16 protein-coding genes and 1 pseudogene are annotated in these 18,636 nt (G+C 53.8%); 11 read left to right on the plus strand and 6 right to left on the minus strand.

Annotated elements, in window-relative coordinates; genetic code table 11:
* Positions 1–9: 9 nt before the first annotated feature.
* The 5 genes and pseudogenes from BEI65_RS22785 (at position 10) to BEI65_RS22800 (ending at position 3,589) form a co-directional block, all read left to right on the plus strand.
* Entirely contained in the window at positions 10–1,113 is a 1,104-nt protein-coding gene (locus tag BEI65_RS22785; protein WP_099065190.1) for an adenosylhomocysteinase, read from the plus strand.
* Between the two features lie 161 nt (positions 1,114–1,274).
* A complete protein-coding gene (gene pbpG, locus BEI65_RS22790; protein ID WP_099065191.1) occupies positions 1,275–2,204 on the plus strand; it encodes a D-alanyl-D-alanine endopeptidase in 930 nt (309 codons plus the stop codon).
* 161 nt (positions 2,205–2,365) lie between these two features.
* A complete protein-coding gene (locus BEI65_RS22795; protein ID WP_099065192.1) occupies positions 2,366–2,773 on the plus strand; it encodes a VOC family protein in 408 nt (135 codons plus the stop codon).
* Positions 2,774–3,089: 316 nt separating this feature from the next.
* Positions 3,090–3,185 (plus strand): annotated as a pseudogene (locus tag BEI65_RS27035) (hypothetical protein); the annotation flags it as partial.
* Between the two features lie 50 nt (positions 3,186–3,235).
* Positions 3,236–3,589: a DUF1971 domain-containing protein gene (locus BEI65_RS22800; protein WP_099065193.1), complete on the plus strand. Its 354-nt coding sequence runs from the start codon at positions 3,236–3,238 to the stop codon at positions 3,587–3,589.
* A 48-nt stretch (positions 3,590–3,637) separates the two neighbouring features.
* On the opposite strand, the gene BEI65_RS22805 is transcribed toward BEI65_RS22800, so the two are convergent.
* On the minus strand, positions 3,638–5,041 hold the full coding sequence (locus BEI65_RS22805) for a NarK family nitrate/nitrite MFS transporter (RefSeq protein ID WP_099065194.1): 1,404 nt from the start codon (positions 5,039–5,041) through the stop codon (positions 3,638–3,640).
* Between the two features lie 264 nt (positions 5,042–5,305).
* Here BEI65_RS22805 and BEI65_RS22810 point away from each other — a divergent pair, with 264 nt between their 5' ends.
* The 5 genes from BEI65_RS22810 to BEI65_RS22830 all read left to right on the plus strand — a co-directional run bounded on the left by BEI65_RS22810 (position 5,306) and on the right by BEI65_RS22830 (position 13,131).
* On the plus strand, positions 5,306–9,094 hold the full coding sequence (locus BEI65_RS22810) for a nitrate reductase subunit alpha (RefSeq protein WP_099065195.1): 3,789 nt from the start codon (positions 5,306–5,308) through the stop codon (positions 9,092–9,094).
* Positions 9,091–10,629 carry a nitrate reductase subunit beta gene (gene narH, locus BEI65_RS22815; RefSeq protein WP_099065196.1) on the plus strand — a complete coding sequence of 513 codons (1,539 nt, stop codon included), beginning with the start codon at positions 9,091–9,093 and terminating at the stop codon, positions 10,627–10,629. The genes BEI65_RS22810 and narH overlap by 4 nt, the downstream gene beginning before the upstream one ends.
* Complete coding sequence (narJ, locus tag BEI65_RS22820) at positions 10,626–11,351, plus strand: nitrate reductase molybdenum cofactor assembly chaperone (RefSeq protein WP_099065197.1); 726 nt, start codon at positions 10,626–10,628, stop codon at positions 11,349–11,351. The genes narH and narJ overlap by 4 nt, the downstream gene beginning before the upstream one ends.
* Before the next feature lie 3 nt (positions 11,352–11,354).
* Entirely contained in the window at positions 11,355–12,035 is a 681-nt protein-coding gene (narI, locus tag BEI65_RS22825) for a respiratory nitrate reductase subunit gamma (protein ID WP_099065198.1), read from the plus strand.
* A gap of 172 nt (positions 12,036–12,207) precedes the next feature.
* Positions 12,208–13,131, plus strand: coding sequence for a DUF808 domain-containing protein (locus BEI65_RS22830; protein ID WP_099065199.1), 924 nt, complete (start codon positions 12,208–12,210; stop codon positions 13,129–13,131).
* Between the two features lie 220 nt (positions 13,132–13,351).
* Here the strand turns inward: BEI65_RS22830 and BEI65_RS22835 are convergent, their stop codons facing one another.
* Both BEI65_RS22835 and BEI65_RS22840 read right to left on the minus strand, forming a co-directional pair.
* Positions 13,352–13,888: a GNAT family N-acetyltransferase gene (locus BEI65_RS22835; protein ID WP_099065200.1), complete on the minus strand. Its 537-nt coding sequence runs from the start codon at positions 13,886–13,888 to the stop codon at positions 13,352–13,354.
* Between the two features lie 101 nt (positions 13,889–13,989).
* Complete coding sequence (locus BEI65_RS22840; RefSeq protein WP_232519147.1) at positions 13,990–14,919, minus strand: DMT family transporter; 930 nt, start codon at positions 14,917–14,919, stop codon at positions 13,990–13,992.
* A 98-nt stretch (positions 14,920–15,017) separates the two neighbouring features.
* Here BEI65_RS22840 and BEI65_RS22845 point away from each other — a divergent pair, with 98 nt between their 5' ends.
* Entirely contained in the window at positions 15,018–15,896 is an 879-nt protein-coding gene (locus BEI65_RS22845) for a LysR family transcriptional regulator (RefSeq protein ID WP_099065202.1), read from the plus strand.
* A gap of 6 nt (positions 15,897–15,902) precedes the next feature.
* Here the strand turns inward: BEI65_RS22845 and BEI65_RS22850 are convergent, their stop codons facing one another.
* From BEI65_RS22850 to BEI65_RS22860, 3 genes are all read right to left on the minus strand, one after another.
* Positions 15,903–16,928 (minus strand): MerR family transcriptional regulator, encoded by a 1,026-nt coding sequence (locus BEI65_RS22850; RefSeq protein WP_099065203.1) that lies wholly within the window; start codon positions 16,926–16,928, stop codon positions 15,903–15,905.
* Positions 16,929–17,158: 230 nt separating this feature from the next.
* Positions 17,159–17,611 (minus strand): type II toxin-antitoxin system PemK/MazF family toxin, encoded by a 453-nt coding sequence (locus tag BEI65_RS22855; protein WP_099065204.1) that lies wholly within the window; start codon positions 17,609–17,611, stop codon positions 17,159–17,161.
* Positions 17,612–17,766: 155 nt separating this feature from the next.
* A complete protein-coding gene (locus tag BEI65_RS22860) occupies positions 17,767–18,579 on the minus strand; it encodes a MetQ/NlpA family lipoprotein (protein WP_099065205.1) in 813 nt (270 codons plus the stop codon).
* Positions 18,580–18,636 lie beyond the last annotated feature (57 nt).

Raw genomic sequence — 18,636 nt, forward strand, 5'->3', positions numbered from 1 at the left:
GAGCAACAGATGTATCAGGATTTTGAGAGCGAACTGGACTGGGCGATGCGCCATATGCCACGCACCCGGGCGGCGGTAGCTGCGTTGCCGGATTTAAACGGCGTGCGGCTGGCGTGCAATATGCATCTGGATCTGAAAATGGCGCCGCTGGTGGCGGGCCTGCTGGACAAGGGGGCGGCAATCTATCTGACTACCTGCAACCCGACCACGGTACAGGATGACGTGGTTGCCTGGCTGGAGCGCCGCGGTGCCGAGGCCCACGCCTGGCGGGACATGAGCGATGCCGACTGGTCCGAATCCTTCGACCGCGCACTGGCCTGGGCGCCGACTCACCTGTGTGAAATGGGGGCAGATTTGACTACCCGTTTACACCAGTCAACCGACGGCCCGCAGATTATCGCCGGGCTGGAAGCCACCGGTTCCGGTATCAGCCGACTGAACGGCATGGCGCCGCGCTATCCGATCTTCAACTGGGATGACTTACCGGTGAAAGAAGGGCTGCATAATCGGCACATGGTCGGTTTGACCGCCTGGCATACCTTCTTCCAGACCACCCATTTAACGCTGCATGAAAAATGTGTACTGGTGATCGGTTATGGTTTGGTTGGGCAGGGCGTTGCGGCGGCGGCGAAAGCCTACGGCGGACAGGTGATCGTGGCGGAAATCGATCCGGCTCGGGCGTTGCAGGCACGTTATGACGGTTGGGCGGTGGTCGAACTGGCCACTGCAGTTAGCCAGGCCGATGTGATTGCCACGGCGACCGGGGCGAAAAACGTGCTGTCGGCACGGCATCTGCAGCAGGCGAAAGATGGGGTGTTCATTCTCAACGTCGGCCATGTGACGGCGGAAATTGACGTTGGCTTCCTGCAAAGCCTGCCACACAGCGAGCCTATGCCGTTTGTAAACGCCTACCAACTGGAAGAGAAAACGCTCTATTTGCTGGCCAATGGCTCGATGTTCAACCTGACGGCGGGCTACGGCGACAGCCTGAATGCCTTTGATGTGACGCTGGCGGTGATGGCGGCGGGCATTGGTCATATTGTGGGTGAGGGTGCCAGTCAGGGACCCGGTTTATACCTGTTGCCTCAGTCGGCCTGGCAACCGGCACTGTAACTTTTTCCTCGCGGGCGCTAATCCCAGAGCGCTCGCGGTTTAAACAATTTTCCTTCCGACAGAATTTGTCACAAATCGACTGGCATAATCCCAGTGCCAACTGCAGATCCCTCACATATAATTCGGCCAAATAAGACCTTCATCTTCTTCGTCACAGAGTAATACATGTGAAAATACGTGTTTTGGTACTAACCCTGCTCGCATTGCAGGCAGGAGCAGGCATCGCGCCGCGCGCGCTGGCCAGCGAAAATAACGCCGCCGTTCGGGCCAGCCAGCCTGAGTTGGCTTCCGGCAGCGCCATGGTCGTGGATATGCAGACCCACAATGTGATGTATGCGCGCAACCCGGATGAAGTGGTGCCGATCGCCTCGATCACCAAGGTGATGACCGCGATGGTGACGCTGGATGCCCATTTGCCGATGGATGAAATGCTGTCGGTGGATATTCATCAGACGCCGGAAATGAAAGGGGTTTATTCACGCGTACGTCTGAACAGCGAAATCAGCCGCAAAGACATGCTGTTATTGGCGCTGATGTCGTCAGAAAACCGCGCCGCTGCCAGTCTGGCACACCATTATCCGGGCGGTTACGGCGCCTTTATCAAGGCGATGAATGCCAAAGCCAGATCGCTGGGCATGACCAACACGCGTTACGTGGAGCCGACCGGACTGTCGATTCATAACGTCTCGACCGCACGTGACCTGACCAAGCTGCTGATTGCTACCAAGCAATATCCGCTGATTGGCCAACTCAGTACCACCACCGAACGTATGGCCAGCTTCAAGGATCCGAACTATACGCTGCCGTTTCGTAACACCAACCATCTGGTGTACAACCCGAAATGGAACATCCAGTTGACCAAAACCGGCTTCACTAATGAAGCAGGGCATTGCCTGGTCATGCGTACCATGATTGGCAGTCGCTCAGTCTCGCTGGTAGTGTTGGACGCCTTCGGCAAGTACACCCACTTTGCCGATGCCAACCGTCTGCGCACCTGGATCGAAACTGGTAAGGTGACGCCGATCCCGGCCGCTGCCCGTGACTATCGTCGTCAGAAAGACGCCCGTCTGGCGAAGAACGAAAGCGAATAACCCGTTCTGCGGCCTGCGGAGTCTCCGCGGGCCGTTATTTCTCCCTGATGCCGCCTTATCCTTGCCGTCAGCGATATCTCCCATTACCTTGGGTAGATTCGCGTTGCTAATCCATCCGCTATCATTAATAAATACCCTATCGTGCATGAGGACGGCATCCTATGAGCAAAGTTTCTACTTTTGTCATGTTTCAGGGCCAGGCCCAGCAGGCTATTGATCTTTATAGCGAGTTATTCGCCGGTTTCAAGGTTCAACAGTTGCAGCATTATGATGAGAGCGATGATGGGCCACGACGGGTCAGGCATGCGACCATCGACTTTGAGCGGCACAACCTGGTGTTCACTGATAGTCCGGTCAGCCATGATTTTGGCTTTACTCCGGCGGTGTCACTTTTCGTTAATTTCGCCACCGACGCGGAGCTGGAGCGGGTTTTCGCCCGTCTGGCTGAGGGTGGTGAAGTGTTGATGCCGATTGATGACTATGGCTTCAGCGCGCGTTTCGGTTGGTTAAACGATCGCTTTGGTTTGTCCTGGCAATTGAACGTGCCGGCTGGAGATGTGGGGGGATAATTATAAATGCTTAGGGCTAATATAGCGTATTTAAAGTAAAACCTATATTAGCCAAATACTGCGTTTTGAAGTTTATTGCCTGTATAAATATCGTCAAATATGAAGGTGAAGTCAGGTTTAAATAACTCGTCATCCCCTATTAAGCCCGGATTTGTTTTTCGTCGCTGGTGTATTGTCATTTTGACATCGTGGTGTCATGGTGACAATGTGATTATGATGTCATTTTGACATTATCTGTTTTAAATGTGTTTTAAAACAATGACATAAAAACTGGCATGTCCTTTGCTGGCTATTACGTTATGAGCAGTTATCAAAACGTTATAAACAACAGCAACAGCAATTGCGCGCATTTATCGTTAGCGAAGATCATATGAAACAGGCTTTCAGCTTGCTGAAGGCGTTAAACAGTTAATCCAGACCGCAGAGATGCGACTTCACCCATATTTACCGGGAAAATTAATTATGAAATACCGTATTCCAGCCGATTATAAACACACCCGTTCAACTCCGTTCTGGGACAAGGACAGCGTGCCAAAAGCGTTGTTAACCCACCACAACACCAAGAAAGGGGTCTATGGACGGCTTTCGGTGATGCGTGGCGCGGTGAAATATATTGGTTTTAAATCAGAGCATGACAGCCAGCCGGAGATTGAAGTGATTATCTCCGCCGGCCAGTTTGGCGTCAGCCCGCCGGAATATTGGCACCGTATTGAATTATTGACGCTGGAAACCTATTTCAATCTGGATTTCTTCGCTGCGCCGGAGATTGAACTGGAAGGACAAGGGTTCGGTCAGGTGGTTAACAGCAAGCGCTAACCGATAGCTCAGTGCCACGCATGCTTAGGCTGCGTGACACTGAGCAGATTATTTTCTGTTATCGATTTTAGTGCGTACGTAGAACCACCAGGTTACTAGCGTACATATAATATAAAACACCAAAAACACTCTCATTGCGCTGTCTGCCGCACCGGTCAGCGCCAGTGAAGTACCGAATGCTTTAGGAATGAAGAAACCACCGACTGCCCCAATTGCCGAGATAAAGCCGAGCGCGGCGGCAGAGTCGGTCGCTGCTTCACGCGCAGCTTCTTCGTCGCTCCCGCCGTTGGCCTTCACACGTCGGGTGGTGTCATAACGGAAGATAATCGAGATCATCTGGAAGGTTGATCCGCTCCCCAAGCCTGCCGTCAGGAATAACCCCAAAAAGACCACGAAGAAAGCCAGGAACGAGCCGCTGCCGTTACTGCCCGGCAAGGTCAGAAAGATCAGTCCAGCAAATACGCTCATCATGAAGAAGTTCAGTACGGTAACGCGTGCACCACCGAATCGGTCGGCCAGCACTCCGCCCACAGGTCGCGCCAGCGCGCCTATCATCGGTCCCCAAAAGGCATAATGCGTAATCACTACGTCAGGAAACTGGGTTTTTGACAGCATGGCAAAGCCAGCCGAGAAGCCGATAAATGAACCGAATGTTGCCAAATACAGCAGCGCCATCACCCACATATGCAGGCGTTTTAACACCGGCAACTGGTCACCCAATGAGGCTTTGGCTGCTGCGATGTCATTCATGCCAAACCAGGCAGCAACGGCAAAAATTGCCAGCGGGATCACCCAGATAAACGCCGCGTTTTGTATCCACAACGTTTCGCCTTCCGGCGTGACCTGACCACCGCCGGTGAAAGCGCCGAAAATAGCGCTGGTTATCACCAACGGTGCCACCAACTGCATGACGCTGACGCCCAGATTGCCCAGACCCCCATTCAACCCCAATGCGCCGCCCTGACGGTTTTTCGGAAAGAAGAAGCTAATATTGGCCATACTGGAGGCGAAGTTAGCTCCAGCTACTCCACACATCAATGAAATAATCACAAATACCCAATACGGTGTGGCAGGGTTTTGTACCGCAAAGCCCAACCACAAACATGGGATCACCAAAATTAACGTACTGAAAGCGGTCCAGCGGCGGCCACCGAAAATCGGAATGACGAACGAGTAGGGCACGCGCATGAAGGCACCGGCCAGGGAAGGCAACGCGGTCAGCATGAACAGTTCATCGGTGGTAAATTTAAAGCCGATGCGATTCAGGTTGATGGTGATGGCGCTGAACAGCATCCAGACGCAGAAAGCCAGCAGGAGACTGGGGATGGAAATCCAGAGGTTACGTCGCGCAATACTGTGGCCAGTATGCTGCCAAAATTGGAGATCTTCGGGATTCCAGCTAGATAAAACACCTTTTTCGGTATGTTTTTCAGTGTTTGGCAATGGCGACATGACCGTGGCTCCTCAATGTGCAAGATCGCTGCCATTAGTCTGGTCGAGGGTTTCCGCATTCGCAAATACGTTTCTTAATCCGATTTTTATTTCTTGTCCTCTTCCACGGCAATGTCATGGTTTTTGTCTATCCTGAAAAAAGTGCTGCAACAGCCTGCTGCGGCACTTTACTTCATAATTAGCATTCAATTTATTGATTTAAATATAAAAAAAATTATTCACCTACAACGACGGTTTCGGCTGGCGGCTTGATGGAGAATGTCGATGAGCAAATTTCTTGACCGGTTCCGTTATTTCAAGGAACTGGGTGACACGTTTTCGGATGATTTCGGACAAACGCTTGATACTAATCGGGATTGGGAGGATAGCTATCGTCAGCGATGGCAGTATGACAAGATTGTCCGATCAACTCATGGCGTCAATTGCACCGGTTCATGCAGTTGGAAGATCTATGTCAAAAACGGATTGGTTACGTGGGAAACACAGCAAACTGACTATCCTGAAACCCGACCCGACTTACCTAATCATGAACCGCGTGGCTGCCCGCGTGGTGCCAGCTATTCATGGTATTTATACAGCGCCAACCGGTTGAAGCACCCGTTGGTGCGCCTGCACTTGCTTGAGTTGTGGCGTGAAGCCCGTCAAGTTCACGATGATCCGGTTGACGCTTGGGCTGCAATCGTCAGCGATCCGCAAAAGTCCCAGCGTTACAAACAGGCTCGGGGGCGTGGTGGGCTGGTGCGCGTCAGTTGGGATGAAATGAATGAACTTATCGCCGCTGCCAATGTTTACACCGCCAAAACCTTCGGCCCGGACCGGGTTACTGGTTTCTCGCCTATTCCGGCGATGTCGATGGTTTCCTACGCATCCGGTGCCCGTTATCTGTCACTGATTGGCGGCACTTGCCTGAGTTTTTATGACTGGTACTGCGATTTGCCACCGGCTTCGCCGATGACCTGGGGCGAGCAAACCGACGTGCCGGAATCGGCAGATTGGTATAATTCGTCTTACTTGATCGCCTGGGGTTCCAACGTGCCGCAAACCCGCACGCCAGATGCGCATTTTTTCACCGAGGTACGCTACAAAGGGACCAAAACGGTCGCGATCACTCCGGACTATGCGGAGATTGTCAAGCTTTGCGACCAATGGCTGGCACCGAAGCAAGGAACCGACAGCGCAATTGCCCTGGCGATGGGTCATGTGATTCTGAAAGAGTTTTATCTACAAAAACCTAGCCAGTACTTTACCGATTATGTCTCAAGATACAGTGATTTACCTATGCTGGTGTTGCTGGAGCTGCGTGAAGACGGCAGCTATGCTGCCGGGCGTCAGCTGCGCGCTGCGGATTTGGTCGATGAACTGGGGGAAAGCAACAATCCGAAATGGAAAACGGTGGCGATTGACCAACTTAGCGGCGATCTGGTGGCACCGTTGGGATCAATCGGTTTCCGCTGGGGTGAGAAGGGTAAATGGAACTTAACCCAGACCGCCGGGCAGTCACAGCGCGAGGTCAAACTGCAACTGAGTTTGCTGGGTCAGCAGGATGCGGTGGTATCGGTCGGCTTCCCGTACTTCGGTGGATTGGAAAGTGAACAGTTTCGCCCGGTGGCATTGCAGGATGTATTGCATCATCCGGTCCCGGCGAAACAAATTACGCTGGCAGAGGGGTCACAGGCATACGTCGCCAGCGTTTATGACCTGATGATCGCTAATTACGGTCTTGCCCGTGACTGGGGAACGACACAGGCAGATAACTCGCTGACCGCCACAGATTATAACGAAGTCAAAGCTTACACACCCGCGTGGGCGGAGCAAATCACCGGCGTACCGCGCGCCAATATTATTCGCATCGCTCGCGAGTTTGCCGACAACGCCGACAAAACACACGGACGTTCGATGATTATCGTCGGTGCCGGTATTAATCACTGGTATCACATGGACATGAATTACCGCGGATTGATTAACCTGTTGGTCTTCTGCGGCTGTGTTGGCCAGACCGGAGGTGGTTGGGCGCACTATGTTGGGCAGGAAAAACTCCGGCCGCAAACCGGCTGGCTACCCTTGGCATTCGGGTTGGACTGGAGCCGTCCACCACGTCAGATGAATACCACCTCATTCTTCTACAACCATTCCAGCCAATGGCGCTATGAAACGCTCAATACTGAGGACCTGCTGTCACCGATGGCTGATAAATCCCGTTTCGGTGGCAGCCTGATTGATTTTAATGTGCGAGCCGAACGGATGGGTTGGTTGCCTTCCGCTCCGCAATTGAACGTCAACCCGTTGAATATTGCCAAACAGGCTGAACAGCAAGGAAAAACACCGCAGGAATTTGTGGTGGACGGGTTGAAATCCGGCAGCCTGCGCTTCGCCGCAGAGCAACCGGACGATCCGCAAAATAGCCCAAAAAACCTGTTTATTTGGCGTTCGAATTTATTGGGCTCTTCCGGTAAAGGGCATGAATATATGCTCAAGTATTTGCTGGGTACCGAACATGGTATCCAGCAGGTTGATCTCGGACAGCAAGGGCAGCAAAAACCGCAAGAGGTGGAATGGCTCGATCAGGCGCGTGAAGGCAAGCTGGATCTGGTCGTGACGCTGGATTTTCGCATGTCGACGACTTGCCTGTATTCCGACATTATCCTGCCAACCGCCACCTGGTATGAGAAGGACGACATGAATACCTCGGACATGCATCCGTTTATTCATCCGCTCTCCGCCGCAGTGGACCCGTGCTGGGAGTCGCGCAGCGACTGGGAAATCTATAAAGGTCTGGCGGCGAGTTTTTCAAAAGTCTGCGTTGGCCATCTGGGTGAAGAAACCGATGTGGTATTGGTGCCCATTCTGCATGACTCGCCGGGCGAACTGGCGCAGCCGCTTGAGGTGCTCGACTGGAAGCAAGGTGAATGTGAGCTGATCCCGGGGAAAACCGCCCCCTCGATAGCAGTAGTACAGCGCGACTATCCGAATACCTACGCACGTTTTACTTCGCTGGGGCCGCTGCTGGATAAGCTTGGCAACGGCAGTAAAGGCATCAACTGGGACACCCAGGAGGAAATAGACCTGCTCGGTAAACTCAACCGTTGTCACAGCGGAGGTCATGCCGACGGTCGGCCGGTGATCAATACGGCGAAGCAGGCGGCAGAAGTGGTGTTGATGTTGGCGCCGGAAACCAACGGTGAAGTGGCAGTAAAAGCCTGGCGTGCGCTGGGAGAGCTGACCGGCCGTGATCATACTCATCTGGCGCTGGGGAAGCAGGATGTCAAAATTCGCTTCAGCGATCTACAGACGCAACCGCGTAAAATTATCTCCAGCCCGACCTGGTCCGGTTTAGAAGACGATCATGTGTCGTATAACGCCAGCTATACCAACGTGCATGAGCTAATCCCGTGGCGAACGCTTAGCGGTCGTCAACAGCTTTATCAGGATCATCCGTGGATGCGTGCTTTTGGTGAGAGCTTGCTGGTGTATCGACCGCCTATCGACACTCGCACCACGCGACCGATGTTTAATCAACGCCCCAACGGCAACCCGGAAAAAGCGCTGAACTTCCTGACGCCGCACCAGAAATGGGGCATCCACTCGACCTACAGCGACAACTTGTTGATGTTGACGCTGGCGCGAGGTGGGCCACTGGTATGGATCAGCGAAACCGATGCTAAAGAACTGGGCATTGAAGACAATGACTGGATCGAAGCATTCAACGTCAACGGTGCTTTATCGGCCCGTGCGGTGGTCAGCCAGCGGGTGCAGGCCGGTATGGTCATGATGTATCACGCGCAGGAACGTACCATCAACGTCCCCGGTTCGGAAATCACTGGCCAGCGTGGCGGTATTCACAACTCCGTGACCCGTGTCAGCCCTAAACCTACCCATATGATCGGGGGTTACGCCCAATTAGCTTACGGCTTCAACTATTACGGTACGGTCGGCTCGAACCGCGACGAGTTCGTTATCGTGCGTAAAATGCGGCGCATTGACTGGCTGGACAACGAAGGGCATGACAGCGAGCAACCGGCAGCAGTGGCCGGCGGCCGGGGAGTGGAAAAATGAAAATTCGTTCGCAAGTCGGTATGGTGATGAATCTCGACAAATGTATTGGCTGCCATACCTGTTCGGTAACCTGTAAAAATGTTTGGACCAGCCGCGAAGGCACCGAATACGCCTGGTTCAATAACGTTGAAACCAAACCGGGTCTGGGATATCCGCTGAATTGGGAGGACCAGGACAAATGGAAAGGTGGCTGGATCCGCAAGATCAATGGCCGCCTGAAGCCTCGTCAGGGCGGGCGCTTTGCCGTATTGGCGAATATTTTTGCCAACCCGCATATGCCACAGATTGATGACTATTACGAACCCTTCGACTTTGATTACCAGCACCTGCACACCGCCGCAGATGGCAAAGTGCAGCCGGTGGCACGGCCGCGCTCATTGCTGACCGGCAAACGGATGAACAAAATCACCGGCAGCGCCAACTGGGAGGACGATCTGGGGGGCGAGTTTGCCAAGCGTTCGCAAGATAAGAACTTTGAAAACGTGCAAAAGGAGATGTACGGCCAGTTTGAAAGTACCTTCATGATGTATCTGCCGCGACTGTGTGAGCATTGTCTTAACCCAGCTTGCGTGTCGAGCTGTCCAAGTGGCGCAATTTACAAGCGGGAAGAAGACGGCATTGTGTTGATCGACGAAGACAAATGTCGCGGCTGGCGAATGTGTGTCAGCGGTTGTCCGTATAAAAAAATCTACTTCAACTGGAAAAGCGGCAAGTCGGAAAAATGCATTTTATGTTATCCGCGCCTTGAAGCCGGTTTACCGACCATCTGTTCCGAAACCTGCGTTGGCCGCATCCGCTATCTGGGCGTAGTGCTTTATGACGCTGACGCCATTGAACAGGCGGCCTCGGTGGAAAACGATCAGGATCTGTATGAACGCCAGTTGGGAGTATTCCTGAACCCGAATGACCCAATGGTGATTGAGCAGGCGCTCAAGGACGGTGTGCCAATGAACGTGATCGATGCCGCTCAGCGTTCGCCGGTGTACAAACTGGCTATGGACTGGAAACTGGCGCTACCGCTGCATCCGGAATATCGCACCTTACCGATGGTGTGGTATGTGCCGCCATTGTCGCCTATTCAGTCGGCGTCTGACGCCGGTGTTTTGCCTCACAAAGGTGTGTTGCCGGACATCGATGCATTGCGCATTCCGCTGCAATATTTAGCCAACCTGTTTACCGCCGGCGATACCGCACCGGTGGCACGTTCGCTGAAACGTATTTTGGCGATGCGTCACTACAAGCGTATGGAAACGGTGGAGGGGGTACATGATACCAGCGCTCTGGATGAAGTGGGTCTGACCGAAGCGCAGGTACAGGAGATGTACCGCTATCTGGCCATCGCCAATTACGAAGACCGTTTCGTGATCCCGACCAGCCATCGCGAACTGGCACGCGACGCCTTCCCCGAGCGTAATGGCTGCGGCTTTACCTTTGGCGATGGTTGTCACGGCAGCGACAGCAAGTTTGATCTGTTTAACTCCAAACGTATCGATGCCATTGATGTTGGGGCGAAAACCGGGGGGCAGAAATTATGATTTCACTCCGCATTATTTCGCGCCTGCTGGAATATCCCGATGAGGCATTGTGGCAAGGGAAATATGAATTGTTGGCGGCGTTACCCGAGGCCAGCGAATTGTCACCACAACAACAAGCTTTGTTGGCCGACGTGATCCACTGGCGCTGTAACGGGCGTCTGCTGGACGCACAGGCAGAATATACCGGTCTGTTTGACCGTGGTCGTTCAACCTCGCTGTTATTGTTTGAACATGTACACGGCGAATCGCGCGATCGTGGTCAGGCGATGATCAACCTGCTTGAACAATATCGTCAGGCCGGCTTGCAGTTGGATACCTATGAATTACCCGACCATTTGCCGTTGTTTCTCGATTTCTTGTCAATGGGGGCCGAGAAAGAAGCGCTGGAATGGTTGGAAAGCATTGCGCCGATCCTGGCTCTGCTCGGCGCACGCTTGCACGAACGGGAAAGCCGCTATGGTCAACTGTTTGATCTGCTGACTCAGCTTTCCGGCAGTCAGGCACGCAGTAAAAATCTAATGCCTAAAGTGCGTGAAGAAGCGCGTGACGATACGCCGGCGGCGCTGGACGCGGTATGGGAGGAAGAGCAGGTGCGGTTTATGGTTGAGCAGGGCGGCTGTAGCGCTGAAGAGGCGAAGCATCATCAGCGTCGCTTCTCCGGTTCTGTGGCTCCGCAATATCTTGACGTTGGCGCTGCCGCGCCACAAACCAGAGGGGAGTGAGTGATGGCGCATTTCCTTGATGTATTTTTTTTCGATATCTATCCGTATATCGCCGGCACGGTGTTTCTGCTTGGTAGCCTGTTGCGGTATGACTACGGTCAATACAGTTGGCGTGCCGGTTCTAGCCAGATTATGGATAAGCGTTGGATGCGGGTAGCCTCCAACCTGTTCCACGTAGGCGTGCTTGGGGTATTGGCTGGCCACGCTTTTGGTATGCTGACACCACACTGGGTGTATGAATCCTGGTTGCCGATGCCGGTGAAACAACAGATGGCGATGTTTATGGGCGGTGCCTGTGGCGCACTGATGCTGATTGGCGGCCTGATGTTACTGTATCGCCGGCTGTTTAATCCACGCGTACGGGCGATTTCCAGCGGCGCGGATATTTTGATTCTGGTATTGCTGCTGATCCAGGTTTCTTTAGGGTTGGGCACAATACCGTTTTCGGCTCAGCATCCTGACGGTAGCGAGATGTTGAAGCTGGTGAACTGGGCGCAGCATGTGGTGACATTCCGTTTCGGTGCCTCAGAGTTCCTGCAAGGTGTTGCACCGATTTATCGGATTCATTTGGTGCTGGGCATGACCTTATTCCTGCTGTTCCCCTTCACACGGTTGGTGCACGTGTGGAGTATTCCTCTGGAGTACCTGACGCGACGGCCGCAACTGGTGCGTAAAAGAAGATAACCTGTGTCTGCCGGGGCAGAGCCTTGCCCCGGTGACGTTGTTTTGATGCCTCAATTTTACTCCATCATTGCAATATAATACCTTCACTCCGACCATGCTGATGGCTATTTGGGCACAGTTACCGCTATGCTAAACAGGTGACAACTGATGAATTTAAAAAGGATGAACCGCTTTGGCTGGAAGTAGCTTACTGACTTTAATCGATGATATTGCCTCACTGCTGGATGATGTTTCGCTAATGACCAAAATGGCGGCGAAAAAAACCGCCGGGGTATTGGGGGATGATCTGGCATTGAATGCGCAACAGGTTACCGGGGTAAAGGCCGATCGCGAGCTGCCGGTGGTGTGGAGCGTGGCCAAAGGGTCGTTTATCAACAAGGCAATTCTGGTGCCGCTGGCATTGCTGATCAGTGCATTCGCCCCCTGGGCCATTACACCGTTGCTGATGGTGGGTGGTGCTTATCTGTGCTACGAGGGCTTTGAGAAGGTGTTCCACAGCCTGACCCACAGCAAGCAAACGGGTGGTGAAGAGAAAAAAGAGGCGCTGGATGCCAATGAGGATGTGGCAGCCTACGAACAACGCAAAGTTAAAGGGGCAATACGTACCGACTTCGTGCTGTCCGCCGAGATTATCGCCATTACGTTGGGTACCGTGGCGGGGGCGACCTTCAGCCAGCAGGTGATCGTGCTGTGTGGTATCGCGATTGTGATGACGGCGGGGGTTTACGGTATCGTGGCCGGTATCGTCAAACTCGACGATCTGGGGCTGTATCTGAGCCGCAAAAGCAGTGCGCTGGTGCGTTCTATCGGCAACGGCATTGTCAGTGCAGCTCCTTATCTGATGAAAACGCTGTCAATCGTCGGCACCATCGCCATGTTTATGGTCGGGGGCGGCATTCTGACCCACGGGTTGCCGCCGGTGCACCATTTATTTGAGGACTGGGCGTCGTACGCCACCGTGGTGCCGACCTTCGGCCAGATCCTGCAAGGCGTGATCCCTGCATTGCTCAACGTGGTGTTTGGCCTGATTGCTGGGGGCGTGGTGCTGCTGGTGGTTTCGGCGCTGGGCGCGATCCGGGGGCGTTTGAAAGCCTGAATAAATCCCGCGCCGGCTGGCGCGGGGCATTTTAGAAGATCAGCTTAAAGACACCGGTGATGGTGAGCAGGCCCACGATAAAGATAATGGCGACAATCCACAGAATAATTTTCATTGTTCTCTCCCTATAGGTTTGAATGATGGCGCGAGCTTTCGCTAACCTAATGAAATCATTATTTACTGTAGTTGATATTTCGCAGATTGCCTGTTGCGCTGGCAATCAGGGCCGGTTGACATCACCGGCATCCAGCGTGCGCTGCATGATATGAGTGTCGCGCCACTCGCCCAATTTAAAACCCACCGCCTTTAGCGTGCCCACGCTGCAAAACCCCAGAGTCTGATGCAGAGCCAACGAACCCTGATTGTGTTTGGCATTGCCGACGGTCGCTAACATTTGGCGCCAGGGACCTGACTCGCAGCGGGCGATCAGTTCTGCCAATAAGGCTTTGCCGATACCCTGACCTTGCTGCCCGTCGGCGACATACACCGACTCCTCCACGGTAAACCGGTAAGCCGGGCGCGGCCGATAAGGGGTGGCATAACAGTATCCCACCACCCGATTATCGCGTTTGGCCACCAACCAGGGGAGCCCGGCTTCTTGCACCTTACTGAGCCGCTGTTGCATTTCTTCCAGCGTTGGCGGCTCTTCTTCAAACGATGCGGCACCGTACAACACATGATGGGTGTAAATTTGCTGCACGGTGACCATGTCGTCTGGTGTGGCATCGACAAGCATCAGCGGGGTGGTATGGGGCATAGTGTTCCTGTTTACCTTGAAAAATAAGAAGATAAGCGCATTATGCGCCGCCCACGTCGACAAGGTAAATTGGGCTTTCTTATGCTGAAGATAAGAGAAACCTATGGTTGCTCGCTAGCCGATCGTCGTTGTGTCAGGCGCATTAATACGCCGGAGGCTAACAGTACGCCGAGGATCACCCAGGCTGCGCCGGCCAGTTGCCAGACGTTGGGGGCAGTACCGGTGAGTGTCGCCACCAACATAGTGAAAACCGGCGCCAGATTAAAGAAAATCGCAGTGCGAACCGAACCTATTTTTTCCAGTCCGTTGAACCACAACAGATAGGCCAACAGCGAACCGCATAGCGCCAGATAAACCACGGCCAGGTGTACGCTGAGGCTGGCGGTGGCCAGGCTTTGCAGCGGGTTTTCGAAGATAAACCCCAGCGGTAGCAGGGCCAGGGTACCGAACAGCATCGAGTAGCTGGTGGTTTCGATGGCGGTGGCGTTGTGCACCAGTCGGCGGGTGCCCACCATATTCAACGCCCAGGCCAGGCTGCCGAGTAAAATAATGCCGTCACCGGGGCTGATTTCCAGCCGCAACAGCGTTTGGATCTGGCCTTTGGTAATCACCAATACCACGCCAATAAAACCGGCTAACAGACCGGCAATACGCGAACCGTTCAGTTTTTCATTCTCCCAGATCACGCCGAATACCAGCGTCCACAGCGGCGTAGTGGCCAGGATCAGTGCACCGTTGATCGGCGTGGTGGATTGCAGGCCGAAAAAAGTGCACAGGTTGAATAGCGTAAAGCCCAGCACACCCAGCCCCAGATAAGCCGGCCAGTTGTTTTTCAACGTGCTGAGGCGTAGTTGCCCACGCAGGCCGAAGAACAGCAAGAGTGCCAGCGTCGCCAGGCTGAAACGCTCAATCGACGCGGTGATCGGCGGCTGGTGGGCGATGATATAGGCACCGGCGTTAAAGTTGGTGCCCCAGAAGAAGGTGGCGATAATCACGCCCAGATAGGCCAGCGGCAGCGAGTTTTTCATCATGATTTCCTGTGGTGGCGAAATAAACAGAAAATAGCTTGCGCCTTAAACCTTCGCGGTAATACTCCCTATATGTTCACTGTTGATGTGAGAAAACACCCATGTTCAATTGGGAAGATCTGCACTATTTCATGGTGTTCGCCCGTGAAAAATCGCTGTCGGGTGCGGCCCGCAGTTTGAAGGTTGATCACGCCACCGTTGCCCGGCGAATCGCCAGCCTGGAGATGGCACTGGCATTAAAACTGGTTGATCGCCGTCCGCGTAGCTACTTGCTGACCGTCGATGGACAACGCATCGCGGCACAGGGGGACAGCATGACGCTTAACGCTTTTGCCATCAGCCGCAGCGCGCTTAATGGGCAACAGGGCGTCGCGGGCGAGGTGACGCTAAGTGTGCCACCGGTGATGGGGCTCAAGCTGATCGCGCCGCGAATTGCCCAATTGCAGCGGCGTTATCCGGATTTACAACTCATCCTGCTGGCGGAGACGGCCAACGTTTCGTTGCTGCGTGGTGAGGCGGACATTGCCATTCGGCTTAGCCGCGTCAGCGAAAGCGACCTGGTCACGCGAAAAATTGGTACCGTCGAGTTTGGCTTGTATGCCAATGCGAACTATCTGCGGGTGACGCCGGAAGCGGAGCGGGGGTTTATCGGTTATCACGATGAGCGGGCGGCCTCTGTGCAGCAGAAGTGGCTGCAGGATCAAGCCGGAGAGCGGCCGCTGGTTATGCGCAGTAACGATCTGATGATCCAGGCCGCGGCTGCGGCAGCCGGTGCAGGTATCGTGCTGTTGCCGCATTTTGTCGGGCAAGAATTGGGGCTTGCACCTCTGGCAGCCGCGCAGTCGTTACAACGTGAAATCTGGCTAACGGTGCATGACGACATTCGCCATGCACCGGGTATCGCCGCGGTGACGGCGTTTTTGCTGGACTGCTACGCGGGTGTCGCGGGTATCACCCGGCTGGTGGATAACCTGAGCTGAGTAGGTTTAACCGCGCATTAACTGTGCCACCGCCTGCTGCAAATAACGCAGCAACGGCGGGGTCAGCCAGGTGCCCTCGGTGAGCGTTGGCTCCCGCTCCATAGCTTGGCGAATTTTCATTTGGGTGGCAGGATCGGTACCGGCATAGGACTGGAACAGCTCAAGCCATTGCGCCGCCAGTTGTCTTGCCTGTCCGGACTCTGCTGGCACACCCTCATTCAGTGCCTGATGGAATTGGGCGATCAACGCCGGCCATTCCTGCAGGCGGGTAAAGTAGTGTTGACGTACATAGGCATATTCTTCTGCCGACAGGTATTTTTGGTAAATCGAAAGCTTGGTTTCGGCAAATGCCCGGGTCACATAGTCAGTCATCGCCGGGGTGATACCGGTTTGTTCGCGCATTGAGGGTTCATCGGCATGCATGGCGTTAAGCCGGGTGAGGAACGCCGGGTTGCCCGCAGTATCGCGTTCCAGCATCAGCATCCAACGTCGGGCCAGTGCCTGGGCCTGCAGTGCTTGCGGTGCCACCCCGCGGTCCATCAACTGACGGATACTGCTGACCAGTTCGCCCCATTCCTGATTGCGTAGCGGATCGGCCTGATAGAAGGGCAGTTGCGCCAGCTCGTCTGCGGTAAAATATTTATCGTACATGGTCATTAACTCCAACGTAGTCAGCCAGTCGTTCAGTTCCGGTTCATCCCCGGCGGTGAGCTGCGCATGCATATGCTGCAGACGATCGCGTAGCGCGGCGGTCTGCACCAGTTGCTGCTCCAACATGGTAATTTGCTGCTCAATCACCGTGGTCAGTGCCATGCCTGAACGAGCCAAAATTGCCCCGACTTCCGCCAGCGTCACGCCCATGCGGCGCAGCGCCTGAATATGGTGCAGGCGGGTGATGTCAGCCCGATTATATAAGCGATACCCGGCGTCGGAACGCGCAGAAGGAACCAGCAAACCAATGTTGTCGTAATAATGCAGCGTCCTGACGGTGATGCCGGAACGGCGGGCCAGTTCGCCAACTTTTAATAGCATGAGTGTGCTCCTCCCTTGTGCGTGCAGGAATACTAAAGCCTGACGTGACGTGAGGGTCAATAGGCGGGATGAGGATATTTTCGGGGGAAGTTGCGGTATCTCAGAATGGCAAAAGCCCAGCGGTATGGCTGGGCTTTGCGGGTCCCTTAAAGGGAAGGTATAACATAAGGGCCTTTTCGGCTACGGCAGTAATCTTATCTGGTTTGCTTGTTTTGTCAACAGATTGAGCGTTATGCCAGCAGCATGTTTCGAGCATTAATTGATTTGATTACCGCTCGTTGTATCTCGGCAACCAGTTCTCGATGCAAGCATTGGATGAGAAATCCTCGTTCCTTACGTGCCCTGTTAAGACGTTGGCGGCTCACCTGTTGCACCAGATCTCCTTTGGCCCAACGTGTTTGTGGATGAAAGAATCGCATGTCTTCAATGACTTCATCGGCAATCTCAATATGCATACCCCGGCTAAGCTTGCTGATATCTTTGGTGGTCGACAGCGGTACAATAATGCAGGCGTTACCGTTGATTTTTCCATTGAGTACCACGATAAGTCGATTTTTCACCATTTCAGGTGGAATGTGACCATTATAAAAATGGGGCAAGTGGGTAGGGACAACGGGTACAGGATAATTGCCATAATTGCATTCGAGTATTTCCCCGACCTTAGGGGCAAAATTGATGGGCATATAAACTCTCCTTGTTACGCAAAAACTATCTGACCGAACTGAATGGTAATAATGAGTCTGTTGCCAGGCCGGAGAAAGGGATTGGTAGGAGTCTATGGGATGAGAAGATTAAAAATGCGAGCTCCTACGCAAGAGCTCGCAAACAACCTGCTGAGTTACCAGCCTTTTACGGCACCGCCGTTAAAGATTTTCTCGGCGGCTTTGGCCACTTCATCCGACTCGTAGGCCTTGATGAAGTTTTGTACGTTCGGCGCATCCTTGTTGTCTTCACGCGTCACGATGATATTGGTGTACGGCGAGTTCTTGTCTTCGATGAAGATGCCGTCTTTGGTTGGCGTCAGGCCGGTCTGGTTGATGTAGGTAGTGCTGATGACGGCCACGGTGACTTTGGGATCGTCCAGCACCTGCGGCAACTGCGCTCCCTCCAGTTCCATAATCTTGTAGTTATGCGGGTTGGCGCTAATATCCAGCGAAGTCGGCAGCAGTCCTTTACCCTGTTTGAGCGTAATCAGACCGGTTTTTTCCAGCAGCAGCAGCGCACGGCCGAGGTTGGTGGGATCCAGCGGGATGGCAATTACCGCGCCGTCCTGCAGCTCTTTCAGCGATTTGATTTTTTTCGAATAGCCAGCCATCGGGAACACGAAGGTATTGCCCACCGCGACCAGCTTGTAGCCGTGATCTTTATTCTGCTGTTCGAGGAACGGCCGATGCTGGAAGACGTTGGCATCCAGCTCGCCTTTGTCGGTGGCGTCGTTGGGCAGCAGCGAACCACTGAAACCAACCAGTTCAACCTCCAGCCCGTACTTCTGTTTCGCTACCTGTTTGGCAACCTCCGCCACGTCCTGCTCTGCACCGTTGATTACCCCGACCTTGATATGATTCTGATCGGTTTTTTGCTCACAGCCTTGCAGCGCCAGTACGGCGGCGAAAGCCGCCAGCAGAGGGGTGAAACGCCAGCTTTGAGTCATCGACTTCTCCCTGAAAAAAACAATTAAATCAGTTGGTTTTGTGCTGTTAGCTAAGCC

Source organism: Serratia sp. BW106, from assembly GCF_002607755.1.
GTDB classification, from domain to species: domain Bacteria; phylum Pseudomonadota; class Gammaproteobacteria; order Enterobacterales; family Enterobacteriaceae; genus Serratia; species Serratia proteamaculans.

What these genes read in the sequence shown, in the direction of transcription:
- BEI65_RS22785 (WP_099065190.1), top strand. Translation starts at nt 10, where the DNA reads ATGTATCAGGATTTTGAGAGCGAACTGGACTGGGCGATGCGCCATATG.
- BEI65_RS22795 (WP_099065192.1), top strand. Translation starts at nt 2,366, where the DNA reads ATGAGCAAAGTTTCTACTTTTGTCATGTTTCAGGGCCAGGCCCAGCAG.
- BEI65_RS22800 (WP_099065193.1), top strand. Translation starts at nt 3,236, where the DNA reads ATGAAATACCGTATTCCAGCCGATTATAAACACACCCGTTCAACTCCG.
- BEI65_RS22805 (WP_099065194.1), bottom strand. Translation starts at nt 5,041, where the DNA reads ATGTCGCCATTGCCAAACACTGAAAAACATACCGAAAAAGGTGTTTTA.
- BEI65_RS22810 (WP_099065195.1), top strand. Translation starts at nt 5,306, where the DNA reads ATGAGCAAATTTCTTGACCGGTTCCGTTATTTCAAGGAACTGGGTGAC.
- narH (WP_099065196.1), top strand. Translation starts at nt 9,091, where the DNA reads ATGAAAATTCGTTCGCAAGTCGGTATGGTGATGAATCTCGACAAATGT.
- narJ (WP_099065197.1), top strand. Translation starts at nt 10,626, where the DNA reads ATGATTTCACTCCGCATTATTTCGCGCCTGCTGGAATATCCCGATGAG.
- narI (WP_099065198.1), top strand. Translation starts at nt 11,355, where the DNA reads ATGGCGCATTTCCTTGATGTATTTTTTTTCGATATCTATCCGTATATC.
- BEI65_RS22835 (WP_099065200.1), bottom strand. Translation starts at nt 13,888, where the DNA reads ATGCCCCATACCACCCCGCTGATGCTTGTCGATGCCACACCAGACGAC.
- BEI65_RS22840 (WP_232519147.1), bottom strand. Translation starts at nt 14,919, where the DNA reads ATGATGAAAAACTCGCTGCCGCTGGCCTATCTGGGCGTGATTATCGCC.
- BEI65_RS22845 (WP_099065202.1), top strand. Translation starts at nt 15,018, where the DNA reads ATGTTCAATTGGGAAGATCTGCACTATTTCATGGTGTTCGCCCGTGAA.
- BEI65_RS22850 (WP_099065203.1), bottom strand. Translation starts at nt 16,928, where the DNA reads ATGCTATTAAAAGTTGGCGAACTGGCCCGCCGTTCCGGCATCACCGTC.
- BEI65_RS22855 (WP_099065204.1), bottom strand. Translation starts at nt 17,611, where the DNA reads ATGCCCATCAATTTTGCCCCTAAGGTCGGGGAAATACTCGAATGCAAT.
- BEI65_RS22860 (WP_099065205.1), bottom strand. Translation starts at nt 18,579, where the DNA reads ATGACTCAAAGCTGGCGTTTCACCCCTCTGCTGGCGGCTTTCGCCGCC.